General features: G+C 74.6%; 11 protein-coding genes. 7 read left to right on the plus strand and 4 right to left on the minus strand.

Translation table 11 applies throughout. The annotated features are described in order from the left end of the window. The first annotated feature begins 246 nt into the window (after positions 1-246). From ACGF13_RS16880 to ACGF13_RS16895, 4 genes are all read left to right on the plus strand, one after another. Positions 247-1,515 carry a PucR family transcriptional regulator gene (locus tag ACGF13_RS16880; protein WP_392875011.1) on the plus strand — a complete coding sequence of 423 codons (1,269 nt, stop codon included), beginning with the start codon at positions 247-249 and terminating at the stop codon, positions 1,513-1,515. 94 nt (positions 1,516-1,609) lie between these two features. Further along, positions 1,610-2,440 carry an alpha/beta fold hydrolase gene (locus ACGF13_RS16885; protein WP_392875014.1) on the plus strand — a complete coding sequence of 277 codons (831 nt, stop codon included), beginning with the start codon at positions 1,610-1,612 and terminating at the stop codon, positions 2,438-2,440. 132 nt (positions 2,441-2,572) lie between these two features. After that, positions 2,573-3,433 carry a helix-turn-helix domain-containing protein gene (locus ACGF13_RS16890; RefSeq protein ID WP_392875017.1) on the plus strand — a complete coding sequence of 287 codons (861 nt, stop codon included), beginning with the start codon at positions 2,573-2,575 and terminating at the stop codon, positions 3,431-3,433. A 226-nt stretch (positions 3,434-3,659) separates the two neighbouring features. Beyond that, positions 3,660-4,676: an alpha/beta hydrolase gene (locus ACGF13_RS16895; RefSeq protein ID WP_392875020.1), complete on the plus strand. Its 1,017-nt coding sequence runs from the start codon at positions 3,660-3,662 to the stop codon at positions 4,674-4,676. 127 nt (positions 4,677-4,803) lie between these two features. Here ACGF13_RS16895 and ACGF13_RS16900 read toward each other — a convergent pair whose 3' ends face one another. Then, positions 4,804-5,766 (minus strand): SMP-30/gluconolactonase/LRE family protein, encoded by a 963-nt coding sequence (locus ACGF13_RS16900; RefSeq protein WP_392875023.1) that lies wholly within the window; start codon positions 5,764-5,766, stop codon positions 4,804-4,806. Between the two features lie 353 nt (positions 5,767-6,119). On the opposite strand from ACGF13_RS16900, the gene ACGF13_RS16905 reads away from it, so the two are divergent. Beyond that, on the plus strand, positions 6,120-9,080 hold the full coding sequence (locus ACGF13_RS16905; RefSeq protein ID WP_392875026.1) for an AAA family ATPase: 2,961 nt from the start codon (positions 6,120-6,122) through the stop codon (positions 9,078-9,080). Between the two features lie 295 nt (positions 9,081-9,375). Further along, positions 9,376-9,840: a helix-turn-helix domain-containing protein gene (locus ACGF13_RS16910; protein ID WP_392875029.1), complete on the plus strand. Its 465-nt coding sequence runs from the start codon at positions 9,376-9,378 to the stop codon at positions 9,838-9,840. A 22-nt stretch (positions 9,841-9,862) separates the two neighbouring features. Here ACGF13_RS16910 and ACGF13_RS16915 read toward each other — a convergent pair whose 3' ends face one another. The 3 genes from ACGF13_RS16915 to ACGF13_RS16925 all read right to left on the minus strand — a co-directional run bounded on the left by ACGF13_RS16915 (position 9,863) and on the right by ACGF13_RS16925 (position 13,045). Then, positions 9,863-11,284 (minus strand): PucR family transcriptional regulator, encoded by a 1,422-nt coding sequence (locus ACGF13_RS16915; protein WP_392875032.1) that lies wholly within the window; start codon positions 11,282-11,284, stop codon positions 9,863-9,865. Between the two features lie 241 nt (positions 11,285-11,525). Then, positions 11,526-12,506, minus strand: coding sequence for an AraC family transcriptional regulator (locus ACGF13_RS16920; protein WP_392875035.1), 981 nt, complete (start codon positions 12,504-12,506; stop codon positions 11,526-11,528). Between the two features lie 83 nt (positions 12,507-12,589). Then, positions 12,590-13,045 carry an SsgA family sporulation/cell division regulator gene (locus ACGF13_RS16925; protein WP_392875038.1) on the minus strand — a complete coding sequence of 152 codons (456 nt, stop codon included), beginning with the start codon at positions 13,043-13,045 and terminating at the stop codon, positions 12,590-12,592. A gap of 596 nt (positions 13,046-13,641) precedes the next feature. Between ACGF13_RS16925 and ACGF13_RS16930 the strand changes: the two genes are divergently transcribed. Further along, complete coding sequence (locus tag ACGF13_RS16930) at positions 13,642-14,892, plus strand: PucR family transcriptional regulator (RefSeq protein WP_392875041.1); 1,251 nt, start codon at positions 13,642-13,644, stop codon at positions 14,890-14,892. Positions 14,893-15,130 lie beyond the last annotated feature (238 nt).

Consider the following 15,130-nt stretch of genomic DNA (forward strand, 5'->3'; position numbering starts at 1 on the left):
GGGGAGCGGCACGGCCGAAGGGTCACCCCGGCCGGCCGTCATCATGGGTGAACTCCACGGCGCTGAAAGCCTTTTGGCCGTCCTCCGGTTCGCCCGGGGAGCCCCTGTGCGCCGCCCTCCGGGGGCCGACGCCGCCCCGGGCGACCGCCCGCCCCGGTCGGGTGGAGCCGCCGGATCCTCGGTTTGTTGAACGTTGTCCTTCCGCTGCGCTCCTTGTATGAATGGCGTGCCAGGAAGGAGTTGATCATGACGATGTGGATCCGGCGCGCACGCTCGGGAGGCGAAGTGCTGCAGCCGCTGGTGGACGGCCTGGCCGAGGAACTGGGGCGCTCCGTCGCCCTCGACGACCCGCTGGTGCGGATGATCTGCGCCAGCCGGCACTTCGGGGACGAGGACCGGGTGCGGGTGCGCACGCTGCTGCAGGGCGTGGCGGACGACGAGGTCGTCCGCCACGTGCTGTCCCAGGGCGTCATCGAGTGGACCCGCCCGGGCGTCCTGCCGGGCCGCGACGACCTCGGGCTGCAGCCGCGCTACTGCGTCCCGATCCGCGAGCGCGGCCACCTGCTGGGCATCCTCATGGTCGTGGCGGCCGGTGAACCCCTCACCGAGTCCGAGACCAGGGCCATCGAGCGGGTCGCCGGCACGGTGGCGGTCGAGATGTACGCCGAGCGCCTCGCCTCGGAGGTGGACGAGGAGCGCACCCGTCAACTCGTGGGCTGGCTGGTCGGATCGGACTCCGCGCTGCGCTGCGCGGCGCACCAGCGCCTGGTCGACGACGGACTCCTTCCGACGGGCCCCCACGTCGTGGTGACCGGCGTGGCCGTCACCGGACAGCGTGGGCCCTCCGGCCGGATCGCGGTGGCCCTCCGCGGCGCCCTGGAGCCGTTCCGGCACGCCCGTACGGCCCGCGGTCTGCTGATGATCGAGCGGGACCGGGCGGTCCTGGTGCAGGTCTTCGAGAAGGAGCCGTCGGAGGCGGACCTGGACCTGCAGGGCCGCGGCATCGTCCGCTCCCTGACGACCTTCCTGGGCCCCGGGACGGACGTCGTGGTGGGTGTGGGCGGCCGGCGGACGGCGCTCGCCGACGCGTGGATCTCCCACGAGCAGGCTCTGGTCGCGGTGCGCGCGGCCCGTCGGCTGCCCCGGCTGGAGGGCGTCGGCGACTGGGAGCGGCTCGGGGAGTACACGATGTTCCTCCAGCTGCCCGACGGCGCGCTCAACGAATCCCTCGTCCCCAAACCGCTGCGGCGCCTGCGGGACGACAGCGCCGGCGCCCGGCTGGAGGAGACGCTGCGCTGCTTCCTGGAGCACGCCGGATCGGTGCCCAGGACGGCGGAGGTCCTGGCGCTGCACCGTACCTCGCTGTACTACCGGCTGCGCCAGATCCAGGAGATCACGGGCCTGGACCTGGACGACGGCGCGCACCGCCTGGTGCTGCACATGGGGCTCCAGCTCCTGGACCTGCTCCAGGCCCCCCGGTCGGGCGGGCCCCCGGACGGCCCCGCGCCGTCGTGACCGCGCCGGGGCCCCGGCCACCGCCCGCCGACGCCACCTCCCGAATCCACCTCCCGAAGCCACGAGCCGAGAAGAACGGACGAGAACGAGCACCATGCACGAACTGATCACGAACGACGGCGTGCGCCTGGCCTACCGCGACAGCGGCGGCGACGGCGTCCCGCTGGTGCTGCTCCACGGCTGGGGGCAGACGCAGGAGATGTTCCGCCACCAGGTCGAGGGGCTGGCGCCCGGCCGACGCGTCGTGACGGTGGACTTCCGCGGCCACGGCCGGTCCGGCAAGCCGCGCCACGGCTACCGCATCGCGCGCCTGGCCCGTGACGTCCTCGACCTGGTCGACCACCTGGGCCTGGACGGCTTCGACGCGCTGGGCTGGTCGATGGGCGCCTCGGTGTGGTGGAGCTTCGTCGACCAGTACGGCACCGGCCGGATCCGCCGGCTCGTCCTGGTCGACCAGCCGGCCGCGGTGGCGGCGGTGCCCTGGATGACGGAGACGGAGCAATGCGAGTGCGGCGCCATCTTCGACGTCGCCGGGCTCCTCGAACTGGGCGACGCGCTGGCCGGCCCGGACGGGGAGAAGGTCCGCGAGGACTTCGTCCGCTCCATGTTCAGCGGCGACACCGACCCGGAGCTGCTCGCCTTCGTGACCGGGCAGATCCGCTCGACCCCGGCGTACGCGGGCGTCCCCCTGCTCTTCGACCACTGCGCCCAGGACTGGCGCGACGTCCTCGACTGCATCGACGTGCCCACCCTGGTGATCGGCTGCGAGGGGAGCCACGTGGACCCGGCGTCCCAGCGCTTCATCGCCGAGCGGATCCCCGGCGCCGGTCTCCACGTGTTCCCGAAGAACGTGGCGAGTTCGCACTTCCCGTTCCTGGAGAACCCCGGCGCGTTCAACGCCGTCGTGGAGAAGTTCCTCTCCTGATCCCCCGATCGTCCTGATCCCCTCCCGATCGCCGCGCCCGTTCCGAAGCGGCTCGGCGATCGTCACCAGCACCCGTACCGAACCCTCGCAACCGGTCAGGAGTCTCCCGTGATCCCGTCGGGTCCCTCGCCCATGCCCGAACCCCCCGCAGGCGAAAGCCGAGCCCGGCAGCTCGCCCAGGCCGCCCGTGACGGTGGCAGCGGCTGCGTCGACGTCCTGCCCCCGCCGCCGGGGGCCGATCCCGAGGACTGCCTGTACGTCCTCCTGCACGTCGGCGGCACCGCGCTGGTCCGCCGCCATGGCGTCAGCACGGTGCTGGAGCCCGGGGACCTGCTGATCGGCGACACCCGCCACCCGGCGGTCCTGTTGCGGGACGCCGAGTGCCGGATGGTCGAGTTCCGGATCCCGTGCTTCTACCTGGGCGTACGGCAGGCCGACGTCCGGCGTGCGGGCGGGCTGGTGGCGCGGGGGAGCGAGGGCGTCGGCTCGCTCGCCGCCCAGTTCCTGCGGACGCTGGTCGTCCAGTCCCGGGCGCACCGGGCCCGGCCGGGCAACCACCTGGCGCGCAGTGTCTGCGACATCGTGGCGGTCCTGGTGGCGGAGCTGCTGGAGCGGGAGGCGCCGGAGCAGCCGGGCGGCGCGGCCGAACTGCTGGCACGGATCCGGGCCCACATCGAGGAGAACCTCGCGGATCCGGATCTGGCGCCGGAGTCGATCGCCCGCTCGCAGCACATCTCGGTGCGCTATCTGCACAAGCTGTTCCAGCAGGACGGGACGACGGTGGGCCAGTTCGTGCGGCAGCGCCGACTGGACGCCTGCCGCCGGGAGTTGGAGCGGCCGTCGCGCCGGCAGACCAGCGTCTCCGCCGTCGCACACCGATGGGGTTTCGTCAGCCACTCCCACTTCAGCCGGACGTTCCGCGACGCCTACGGGCTCTCGCCCCGTGAGTGGCAGGCCTACGCCGCCCGGGCCGACGGCCGTCATTCCTCCTGAACCCGCTCCCGCCTTCCTGCCCCGACCGAACTCCCGGCATCGGCCGGACGCCCGTGCCCTCGAAGGGAAATCCGTGCACGATCAGGCCACTGGGGCCGGTTCCCCGGCAGTACCGTCGGGTGGCGTGTGCGTGGCGCCGGAAGGCCGGCCTTCGGGCGCGGACCGAGCCCACGCCAGGGCGGGCTTCGCGTTGCCGCGCCGATCCGACCAGGCCAGGAGCGACGAGTTGTCCGATCCCACCCCGCTGCCCGACTGGCATCCGGTGCTCGACCGCGCGTTCCAGGAGTTCCTGGACACCGGAGCGGGCCGGTCCGCGACCGGGCTGCCGGACCTCTCCTTCCTCATCCCCGACGGCGTACCGGACGGCGGAGCGGGCGGGGCGCCGACCTGGGACGGGTACGAGGACGAGGAGGACCCCAGCGGCGTCACCTCTGAGTGGCTCACCCTGCCCTGCGGACCGACCGGGCGGGCGCGTGTCCAGGTGACCAGACCCGTCGGCGCCGCCCGGCCCAGTCCGGTGGTGCTGTTCCTGCCCGGCCTGGGCTGGTCGCTCGGTGACGCCGACTGCTACGCCCGGCTGGTGCGGGAGTTCGCGCTGGGTGCGGACGCGGCCGTCGTGTACGTGGACTACGCCCGGGCGCCTGCGGCGCGCTACCCGGTGGCGGTGGAGCAGTGTTACGCGGTGGCCCGGTGGATCCACCAGTACGGGCACGAGATCGGGTTGGCGGGGGAGCGGATCGCCGTCGTCGGGGACTCGGCGGGGGCGAACCTGGTGGCGGCGCTGACGCTGCTGGCCCGGGAGCGCGGTGAACTCCCGCTGGTCCAGCAGGTGTTGCTCTGCCCCGTCACCGATGCCGACTTCGACACCCCGTCCTACCGCCGGTTCGCCACCGGCTACTTCCTGCACCGTGAGCACATGCGCCGGTTCTGGGACGCCTACCTGCCCGAGCCGGACCGCCGCACGGAGGTGACGGCCGCGCCGCTGCGGGCGTCGCTGGAGCAACTCGCCGGGCTGCCACCGGCGTTGGTGGTCACCGCGGAGGCCGACGTGCTGCGGGACGAGGGCGAGGCCTACGCGGCCAGACTCCGCGCCGCCGGGGTCCCGGTGGTGGCCACGCGCTACCAGGGGGTGATGCACGGCTTCCTGCTGGTCGGCGGGACCCATCCCACGGGCACCACCCGGGCCGCGATGATCCAGGTCGTCGACACCGTGCACATGGCGCTGCACAGCCGGTCCTGGTGAGGCCGGGCGACGCGCCGCAGGCGGTCCGTCGCCCCCGACACCGCCGCGGTGGCGCCCGTCGACCGGTGCCCCCCGCCACCGGACCCTCGGGCACGGCAGCGGGGGTGGTCTTGTTCCGGCGGCAGCGCTAGTTGTTCCTGAGCAGGCGGGCGGTGAGGAGGTTCGGGTCCTGCTGGGTCAGGTACGCGGCGTCCGCGACCCAGACCCGGTCGCCCTGGACGGCGACGGAGGTGGGGTTCTGCAGCCCGTCCGCCTGGTTCAGCACGATGGTGTGGGTGCCGTTGTCGTCGACCAGGGCGATCTGGTTGCTGCTGTTGAGGGCGGCCAGGACCTGGTTGCCACGGCCGGTGAAGGCGAAGTCGTCGATGCCGGTCAGTCCGGTGGCGACGGTCTGGGCCGGGCCGGCGGTGCCGTCGGGCCGGACCGGGACGCGCAGCAGGGTGCCGTTGTCGAGGTTGCTGACCCAGACCGCCCTGTCGCGGATCTTGATGCCGTTGGCGCCGAGGAAGCCGTTCGCCTTGAGGTCGGCGCCGGTCGCCCACGGGACGGCGGCGCCGCCGCGGGCGGGGACGCGCCAGACGGTGCCGAGGACGGAGTCGGCGGCGTACAGGTAGCCGGTGCGCTCGTCCCGGGCGAGGCCGTTGGGCAGGGCGTCGGCGGGCAGGGCGGCGATGCGCTGCGGGGTGCCGCCGGGGGCCAGCTTCCAGATGCCGGTGAGGTCGGCGGTCCCGGTCGCGTAGGCGAAGTACAGGGTGCCGCTGTCGTCGCGTACGACGCCGCCGAGGAACGGGGACTTCAGCACGGGAGTGGCCGCGTCCGCCGCCGGGGCGGGCAGGGTGGCGAGGATCCGGACGGCGCCGTGGCAGTCGATCTCGGCGACCTGGCGGGAGAAGGCGAAGGTCACGACCGTGTTGCCGTTGGGCAGCACGGTGAGGTTCTCCGGCTGCCGGCCCTGGGCGAGGTCGAGGTGCGCGACCACCTGGGGCGCGGTCAGCGGGGGAGTCGAAGCGTGGGCGGGAGCGGTGATGACGCCCGCCGTCACCGCGGTGAGGGCCACCACGGAAGCCTGGAGCAGGGTGGAGATGCGCATGGTGTCGTTCCTTCGGGAGCGAGAGGTACGGATCACGGTTGGGCGTGGCGCGGCGCCGGGCGCGGGATCCCGACCGCGCACGGCGCACCCCTCGGGCGAGGTCCGCGACCCCGCGGCAAGGGCGGAGCCAGGGCCTGAAGGCCCGGAGGCCACGATCCGCGACACGGCCACCCTAGGGAGCCGCCACCGCTCGTACTTGCGCCTCAGCGCACCGCTCCTGCTCCGCTAGAGAAACGGGATACGGGAAACGGAGAGCGGGGCCGGTGCGGCGCGAGGACGGGACCGACCCCGAGCAAGATCGACAATGTGGAGAGGTGCCGCGGTGGTCGCGGCGGGCAGTGTGGAGTGCGACGATGACGATCATGGAGACGGTCCGGGACGAACCCGAGGACCACGGGGCGCGACCGGCCTCCGCCCACGGCACCGGCACGCTGTTCGGGCGCGGCGCCGAACTGGAGCAACTGCGTCGCCACGTCCGGCGGGAGCCCGGGACGCCGGGGGCCCTGGTGCTCGTCGGCTCGGAGGGCATCGGGAAGTCGCGGCTCCTGCGGACGGCCTGTGAGCAGGCGGCCGAAGCCGGCGCGGTGGTGCTGACGGCTCAGGGCTGGGCCCCGGAGAGCGGGGTTCCGTACGGGCTGCTCCGCCACCTGCTCGCCCCGCTGACGGACCGGGTGCCGATGCTGGGCGAGCCTCATCGGCAGGCCCTGCTCGGCGCGCTCGCCATCGGGCCCGATGCCACCGCGCCGTCCGCGCCGTCTGCATCGTCCGTGCCGTCCGCGGCGGACGTGGCGGCCGGCACCGCGGCGCTGCTGGAGCGGACGAACGGCCCCGACCGCGGCTGCGCCCCGGGCCCGGTCCTCATCGCGGTCGACGACGCCCACGCCTGCGACCGCCCCACCCTGGAGCTGCTGGGGTCGCTCGTCCGCCGCGCGGAGCGGAGCCGGGTGTCGCTCCTGCTCGCCTCGCGCGAGGACGAGGCCCTGCTGGACCTGCCCGCCGACGTCGAGCCGCTGCACCTCGCGCCGCTGTCGCCGCGCTTCTCCGCCGACCTGCTGGACTCGGTGCCCGGCGCCCCCGTCGGGCGCACCCGCCTGGAGGTGCTGGAGGAGGCCGAGGGCAATCCGTCCGCCCTGCTGGAGCTGTGCCGTCGACGGGCCTCCGCCGATCCGGCCCTGGCCCGTGAGCGGACTCCCCGTCTGCGGAACCTCCGGACCAGGTTCGACACCCTGATCGCCCCGCTGCCCGCCCGGACGCGCACGGCCCTCCTCTACGCGGCCGTGGCCCTGCCCGGCGACGACGCGGCCGCCGTGATGGCCGCACTGGACACCTCCGACCTGGGGATCTGGGCCCCCGCCGAGGAGGCCGGGATCGTCGCCCTGATCGACGGTCACCTCGTCTTCCGGCACCCGCTGGCCAGGGTCGCCGCCTCCACCGGGCAGTCCGCCGCGGTGCTGACCCGTGCCCACCGGGACCTCGCCGACCGGGCCGGCGGGCGGCCGCTCGACCGGGCGCGGCACCTGATGGCCGCCGCCGTGGTCCCGGACGCCTCGCTCACCGAGGACCTGCGGGCGGCGGCCAGGCACTCGGCGGACGACTTCACCCTCGCGCGGGCCCTGGAGGACGCCGCCCGGTTCAGCACCAGCGCGGGTGAGCGGGCCCGGCTCCTCGCCGGGGCCCTGGACGCGGCCGTCGCCGTCGGGGACCTGGACTGGGTCCGCAGCCTCCACGCGCGCTTCCTGAGCGTCAACAGCGACCCCAGGCTCGCCCGCGAGGCCGACCTGGCCGCGGCGACCGCCCTGTCCCACTCCTCCCGGCAGAAGGAGGCGTTCGCCCTCCTGCTCGACAGCGCGGACCGGCACCCGTCGGTCGGTGCCGCCATCGACGCGCGGTCGGTGACGCTGGCCTCGGCGATCGCCGAGCAGTCCGGCCTGCCGGAGCACCGCGCCCGGCTCTCGGAGCTGGTCGCCGGTCTCCGCGAAACGGGCCTCCGCGAAGCAGGCCTCCGCGAGACCGGCCTCCGCGAAGCCGGGCCCGGCCCGGACGCCCACCGCGCGTCCAGGCCCGGACCGACCGGCGTGCTCGCGGGCTTCGTGCAGGGCACGGAGACCCGGCCCACGAGCGCGTCGCGAGCCGTCGAAGGCCCCGACGCCCTCATGGGCAGCGGCCCCCTGGACGGACGGGACCAGCTGACCAGGCGCCTCGCCGTCGCCTCGGTCGGCTACCTCTCCGACGAGCCGGGCGTCACCCTGGAGCACTACCGCGCCGCCGACACCTACCTGCGCGGGCGTCGGGCCTTCGGCCTGCGGGCCTGGCACCTGGCCCCCCTGCTGGACACCCTCCTGGCGACCGGCCAGTGGTCGGAGGTGTCCGCCCGGGTGGAGGAGGCGACCGACCAGGCGGCGGTGCTGCGCCTGACCCGCCCCCAGGCCGACCTGGAGGCCTTCGACCTGTCCCTGCGCGCCCTGCGCGGGACCGCCCCCGCGAACCTGATCACCTGGCCGGAGGTCCCGTTCGACGGCTACGAGAACGCCGCCACCCGGGCCCGGCTGGTCCGGGCCGTCGCCCTGGTCGCGATGTCCCACGCGGAGTGGGCCGACGCCTACCGCTGGCTCCGCAGGCTGTACGCCGAGGACGGCACTCCGGTGCACCCGTTCCACTCCTCGCGCTGCGTCGCGGAACTCGCCCTGGCCGCCCAGCGGGCCGGCACGAGCGAGGACGCGGCGGAGGTCCTGGCGCGGGTGCGGTCGACGCACGGGGAGCGGCCGACGGTCCGGATGACGCTCCTGCTGCACCATGCCACGGCCCTGCTGGATCCCGGCCCCGACCCCGAGCACCACTTCCGCCTCGCGCTGGTGAACGCCGAGGGCGAGCAGTGGCCGGTCGAGCGGGCGCAGGCCCGGTTCAGCTACGCGATCTGGCTGCGCCGCGCCAGGCGCCCCTCCGAGGCCCGGCAGCAACTCGTCGCGGCGCTGGACACCGCCGACGTCCTCGGGTTCCAGCCGTTCGCCGCCGCGATCCGCCAGGAGCTGCGCGCCAGCGGCGTGGCGAACAACGCCGACCCGGCCGTCGAATCCGCCGCCTCCCTGGACGGGTTGACCGCCCAGCAGCAGCAGATCGTCCGCCTGGCCGCGCAGGGCCTGTCGAACCGCGAGATCGGTGAACAGCTCTTCCTGTCGCCCCGCACGGTGGGCTCGCACCTGTACAACGTCTATCCCAAACTCGGCGTCAGCAGCCGGCACCAGCTGCGCGACCTGCTGCAGAGCAGGCAGACCATTGACCCCGACCGCGCGGAGACGAGGCCTCGTGGAGCCTGACGCCCGGCCCGGGCAGGGCCCGGTCCCGCCGCCCCCGGTCACCCTGGACCCGGTCGTGGCCCGGCTGGTCGCGGCTTCGGCCACGCCGCCCGGGCGTCGGCCGTACGGTTCCTCGGCACCGTGCACGACTTCGTGTCGCTGAACGCGCTGCGTGACAGCCCGCCCTCCCGCGCGGCACTGCGGCAGGGCGGCGGCTTCCTGCGGGCGCACCTGGCCTGAGCGGGGCCGGCGCCGCCCGCGCGGACCAGTCACCCGACTCATGCGCCCGGCCCCGCGGCACCGGCATGCTGGCAGCATGGCAGCTCGAATCCCCCCACACACGCCGGACGGTGGTCGCTCCACGGCCTCGACACCGCCCTCCCGCCCACCGGCGACCAGGCCGGCGGGCGAGCTGCCCGGCGTGAACGACGCCGTGCTGTTCCGCGTGCGGCAGTTCGTACGCCGGCACCTGTCCGACCCCGGGCTCAGCCCCGAGGGCATCGCCCGGGCGCACGGTGTCTCCGTGCGGTACCTGCACCGGCTCTTCGAGGGCGAGGGCCGGACGCTGAGCCAGTGGATCCGGGAACAGCGCCTGGAGGGGTGCCGCCGGGCGCTGCTCGCGACCCCGGCGGACGCGCTCAGCGTCGGGCTCATCGCCCGGAGGTGGGGTTTCACGAGCCCCGGGCAGCTGAGCCGCGCCTTCCACGGTGCCTACGGCCTGTCACCGACGGACTGGCTGGCGAACGAGCGTGCCCGCCGGGCGGCGGGGGAGAGGCAGTGAGCCGCCCTGTCTCTCCCCGGCTCTAAGCGGCCTCGCCCCGGACGCGGTCGGCCCGATCCCGTCGGGCGTACGTCCGCTGCGGCGGGACCTGCCGTCCCGGGCGGGCCTTCGTGCCGCGCACGCCCTGCGGATCGGCGCCGGGCGTTCGGTCGACGGGGGCGTCGCCCGGCGCGGCGGCCTGCTGCCGGCGCCCGGCGTCGTCGCCCGACGTGCCGAGGGACAGCAGGAGTTCCCGGATGCGCAGGCCCAGGTGCAGGGTGATGCGGTCCGCCCCGTTGTCCAGGTCGAGCCCGGTGATCTCCTGGATCTGCCGCAGCCGGTAGTACAGCGAGGTGCGGTGGATCCGGAGCGCTTCGGCGGTCCTGGGGACCGAGCCGGCCTGGTCGAGGAAGCACCGCAGGGTCGTTTCCAGGCGCTGTCCGCAGCCGGACTCGAGCAGGGCGCGCAGCGGTTTCGGGAGCAGTGACTCGTTCAGGGCGTGGTCCGGCAGCTGCAGGATCACGGCGAACTCGCCGAGGTCCTCCCAGGAACCGACGCCCTTCAGCTCCGGCATCCGGCGTGCCGCGCGCACGGCGACGAGCGCCTGCTCGTAGGAGGCCCGCGCGCCGGCGAGGCCCGCCTGCCGGCCGCCGACGCCGATGACGGGAGCGGTCGGGGCGGCGGGATCGGTGCCGAGGGCCGCCATGATCCGGGCGGACTGCTCCCGGAGCACCTCCTGGTCCAACGGCCGGTCGGAGAGCTGGAGCAGGACGGCCCGGTCCGGGGTGACGGCGAAGGCGCCGTGCGCCGACCGGGTGCGGCGCAGTGCCTCCAGCGCCTCGTGCAGCGCGGTCGCCACCCGCCCGGGAGACACCCGGGAGCATCCCAGCTGCACGACGCTGACCACCGCGTGGGGGGCGTCCGGGAGCAGCGCGCCGTCCAGGAGCCGCTTGCGGGACTCGGCCCGCGTGGCGGGGCTCGGGTCCAGCAGGGACAGCAGGAGGTCCTGCTCCTCGCTCCGCGCGGCGCCGGCCAGGACGCGGTCGGCGTACAGCCGGCCGGCGATGGCGGGTGTGGCCCGGGCGATGGCCTCGGTCGCCTCCGGCGGCAGCGACGCGCCCGGGGCGATGACCGTCAACAGGCCGAGGAAATGGCCGCGTTCACGCAGCGGCACGCAGTAGCGGGGCAGCAGACCCGCCTCGTCGAGGCCCTCGGTGAAACCCGGCCCGGACCACCGGGCGACGCCCTGGTCGAGGACGTGGCGGACGACTTCGCCGCTCGCCCGCCCGTGCAGAAGGCTGTGGACGCGGGCCGGGTCCGCGTCGTCGAAGTGCCGGCTGGAGCGGATGCGCCCGATCGAGGAGTCGGCCAGGGCCACGGACCGACGGAGCTCCCCCGCGAGTTCGTCGATCAGTTCCTGCAGCGCGGCACTGTCGGCGGGGGTTCGCCGCCACTGTTCGGTCATGGGCAGTCCTCATCGGTGCTCGTCTCTCCGCGACGAGGGACCGGCCGGCCCGGGGCCAGGGGCTTCCCGCGCCCTGGCCCCGGACCCGGTTCGCCGGTTCCGTACGTCCTGGAGAAACGCTGACACCGCCGCGATGCCCCACCGTGCACGGCTCTTGTCCGTGGCTGCGGGGAATGCCGGGCCGCCGTGCGCCCGGGTGAGGACCGCCCCGGACCGATCGCGGTGAGGGCTCCGCGTCAGGTCAATCGAGGCTGCCCACGGGCACGGCGCCACCGAGCCGCCGGTACTCGCTCGGGGACACCCCGCAGGCCGCCTGGAAGCGGCGGCTGAAGTGGCTCGGGCTGCCGAACCCGCACCGGGCGGAGACCGCGGCGATGGTCAGGCGGTCGTAGCGCGGGGAGGCGAGCATGCGCCGCGCCTTCCCGATCCGCTCCGCGATGAGCCACTGCTCCAGGCTGATCCCCGCCCCGCTGAGCAGGGCGTAGAGCCGGCGGACGGAGACGGCGTGCTCAGCCGCGATGCGCTCCGGCGTCAGGTCACGGTCCGCCAGGTGGGAGCGCGCGTAGGCCGTGATCCGGGTGACCAGCGTCTCGTCCATCGTCGATCTGACCTCGACGGCCTCCTCGGCGTGCGCGGCCGAGAGGAGCAGGGCGCGGACGAGTTCCGTCGTGGCGGACGCCAGGGCGTCCGAGCCGGCGTCGGCCTCCAGCCGGCCGGGATCGGTCCACACACCCCGCAGGTGCTGCAGCACCAGGCCGTACAGCGGGCTGGCGCGCAACCGCTGGGAGGCCCGCACCACCGTGTCCACCGGCACGCCGAGGCGGTTCATGTCGAACATGACGACCTGGGACGCGCCGTCGCCGGACCAGCCGTACACGCGGGGCGACAACTCGTGGAAGACGCAGATGTCGTCGGAGCCCAGGAGCGTCTGCCGGCCCGCGACCTCGGCCCGGTGGACACCCAGGGGCTGGAGCGAGACCGAGACGATGGGGTGCTCCCGGTGGTGGCGTACGTGCCGGTCCGTCCGCCGCACCCGGAAGCCCGAGTTGCGGGTGGCGAAGAAGTCGAGTCCGCCGACGCGCCACAGTTCCATGCGCGCGTGGATACCGGTCGCCGGCTCCTCGTGGGCGACGTCGTTGGGCACCAGGGAATCCGTCAACGCGTGGTGGAACGCGTCCACGCGCTCACGAGGTGACACCGTGTTGAGGTCGAGCAGCAGCACACACCCTCCAGGAGAGACGACTTACGGGAATTTCGCGGCAGCGGTGAGTGCCCTCGACCGCGGCCGGCTCCGCCGGCGGGGCGTCAGGCGGCGAGGCCGTCGAGTTCGGCGGCCCAGTCGATCAGGCCGGCCTCGGAGCCCTGGGGCACCAGGGTGAAGCAGTCCCGGCGGAGCCAGCGGCGGACCTGGCGGGCGGGGAGGTCGATGAGGACGACGGTGTCGCAGCCGCGGAGCATGATGCGCAGCGAGGCGCGGCCGTGACAGGTGCAGGGCGGCCAGACGCGGACGTCGCCGAGGCCGGCGGGTCTCTGCAGGCCCTCCCAGAGGAGGTCGCGGGAGAAGCGCCAGGTGCCCGCTTCCGCAGCGGGGCCGAGGAACTCGAGGGCGACGGCGAGCGGGTCGTCCCTGCGGTAGCCGAGGCGCACCGGGATGTCGACGGACTCGTGCTCGCCGAGGGCCAGCCGGGCGTCGAGGGTGATGTCGGTGGTGGTGGCGTCCGGGCCGGGCTGGGGGCTGGGCAGGGGCTGGTGCGTGGGCACGGGGGTCTCCTGGGCGGTGTCGGGGTGGGGCCGGGGTGGGGCCGGTGTGAGTCCGAGAGGGGTCGTCCGGGCCGGCGCGGGCCGGCGGGTGCGGTGTCCGAGCCGGGACGGGGGCACACCGGACGATCGGGGCGTCGGTGCCGGTGACGGCGTGACGCTCCTGCCTCGAGCCCTGGGAACTGCCGAGGAGCAGGGGGAGGCGGAACCGGCCCTCAGGTTAGCGGGCGGCGGCGGGCGTGGATGTTCCGCCCGTGCACCGCGGGGTGACGATCCGCGCACCTTTCGCGCGGTGGACGGGGCCGGGCGCGGGCTCCCCGCTGTCGCTTCCACTCCGTACGACAGTTGTGGCACGGCGCGACCGGTGGCCGGAGCGGCGGTCGCCGTTCGGTCCCGCGCCTCGTCAACTTGGCTGTACGGTAAGAGAGTTCACTGGCTGTGGCCGTGCTCCGGCCTCACGCGCGGAGGCTCTTCCAGGCGCGGAAGCGGCCCGGGGGCGAGGCCGTCCGGCCCGCGGGGAGCCGCCGTTTCCTCGTTTTGTCGAAGGTTTGTCCCTCCCGTTCCGCTCCTTGTATGAATGCGCCGGGAGGCGATTGATCATGACGACGTGGATCCGGCGCGCACGCTCGGGAGGCGAGGCGCTGCAGACGCTGGTGGACGGCCTGGCCGAGGCACTGGGGCGCTCCGTCGTCCTCGACGACCCGCTGGTGCGGATGATCTGCACCAGCCGGCACTTCGGGGACGAGGACCGGGTGCGGGTGCGCACACTGCTTCAGGGCATCGCGGACGACGAGATCATCCGCTACGTGCTGTCCCAGGGCGTCGCCGAGTGGACCCGCCCGGGTGTCCTGCCGGGCCGCGACGACCTGGGGCTGCAGCCGCGCTACTGCGTCCCGGTCCGCGAGCACGGCCACCTGCTGGGCATCCTCATGGTCGTCGCGGCGGGCGAACCCCTCACCGAGGCCGAGACCGAGGCCATCGACCGGGTCGCCCGGGCCGTGGCGGTCGAGATGTACGCCGAGCGCCTCGCCTCGGACGACGACGAGGAGCACGTCCGCGGGCTGGTGAGCGGGCTGGTCGGCTCGGACTCGGCGCTGCGCTGCGCGGCGCACCAGCGCCTGGTGGACGACGGGCTCCTTCCGGCCGGCCCCCACGTCGTGGTGACCAGCGTGGTCGTCACCGGACAGCGCGGGCCCTCCGGCCAGGTCGCGGTGGCGCTGCGCGGCGCCCTGGAGCCGTTCCGGCGGACCCGCACCGGCCGCGGGCTGCCGGCGGTCGACCAGGACCGGGCGGTCCTGGTGCAGGTCTTCGACCGGGAGCCGACGGAGGAGGACCTGGAGCAGCAGGGCCGTGCCGTCGTCCGCTCCCTGACGACCTTCCTGGGCCCGGCGCCGTCCGTGGCGGTGGGTGTCGGTGGACGCCGGACGGCGCTCGCCGACGCGTGGATCTCCCACGACCAGGCCCGGGTCGCGGTGCGCGCGGCCCGTCGACTGCCCCGGCTGGAGGGCGTCGGCGACTGGGAGCGGCTCGGGGAGTACGCCGTGTTCCTCCAGTTGCCCGACAGCGCGCTCGACGAGTCCCTCCTGCCGAACCCGCTGCGGCGCCTGCTGGACGACAGCGCCGGCGCCCGGCTGGAGGAGACCCTGCGCTGCTTCCTGGAGAACGCGGGCTCCGTACCCAGGACCGCGGAGATGCTGGAACTGCACCGCACCTCGCTGTACTACCGGCTGCGCCAGATCCAGGAGATCACGGGCCTGGACCTGGACGACGGCGCGCACCGCCTGGTGCTGCACATGGGGCTGCGGCTGTGGGACCTGCTCCAGTCCGCCCCGGAGGCCGCCGCCCGGTAGCCGGCGGCCGGGGTGGGCCGTTGCCACAGAGCGATGAAGCGCCGTTGCTACAGAGCGATGAAGCTTCGTCGGGCAATCCCTACGTCGGTCGGTGGTCAACGGGTTCGGTGCGCGGCGAGAATCGTCACCACGAGCTGCCGCTCATCCCCCGGCCGCCGTGCCCCCCTCCGTGCGGCGCGGCGAGCCCCAGCACCCGTACTGAACCCTCGCAACCGGTCGGAGCCTCCCGTGATCCCGT

Origin of the sequence: Kitasatospora sp. NPDC048286 (assembly GCF_043201735.1) — a bacterium.
Lineage (GTDB): Bacteria > Actinomycetota > Actinomycetes > Streptomycetales > Streptomycetaceae > Kitasatospora.

Coding starts and splice junctions, on each gene's coding strand:
- ACGF13_RS16905 (WP_392875026.1), top strand. CDS start 6,120: ATGACGATCATGGAGACGGTCCGGGACGAACCCGAGGACCACGGGGCG.
- ACGF13_RS16910 (WP_392875029.1), top strand. CDS start 9,376: ATGGCAGCTCGAATCCCCCCACACACGCCGGACGGTGGTCGCTCCACG.
- ACGF13_RS16900 (WP_392875023.1), bottom strand. CDS start 5,766: ATGCGCATCTCCACCCTGCTCCAGGCTTCCGTGGTGGCCCTCACCGCG.
- ACGF13_RS16885 (WP_392875014.1), top strand. CDS start 1,610: ATGCACGAACTGATCACGAACGACGGCGTGCGCCTGGCCTACCGCGAC.
- ACGF13_RS16880 (WP_392875011.1), top strand. CDS start 247: ATGACGATGTGGATCCGGCGCGCACGCTCGGGAGGCGAAGTGCTGCAG.
- ACGF13_RS16930 (WP_392875041.1), top strand. CDS start 13,642: ATGACGACGTGGATCCGGCGCGCACGCTCGGGAGGCGAGGCGCTGCAG.
- ACGF13_RS16890 (WP_392875017.1), top strand. CDS start 2,573: ATGCCCGAACCCCCCGCAGGCGAAAGCCGAGCCCGGCAGCTCGCCCAG.
- ACGF13_RS16915 (WP_392875032.1), bottom strand. CDS start 11,284: ATGACCGAACAGTGGCGGCGAACCCCCGCCGACAGTGCCGCGCTGCAG.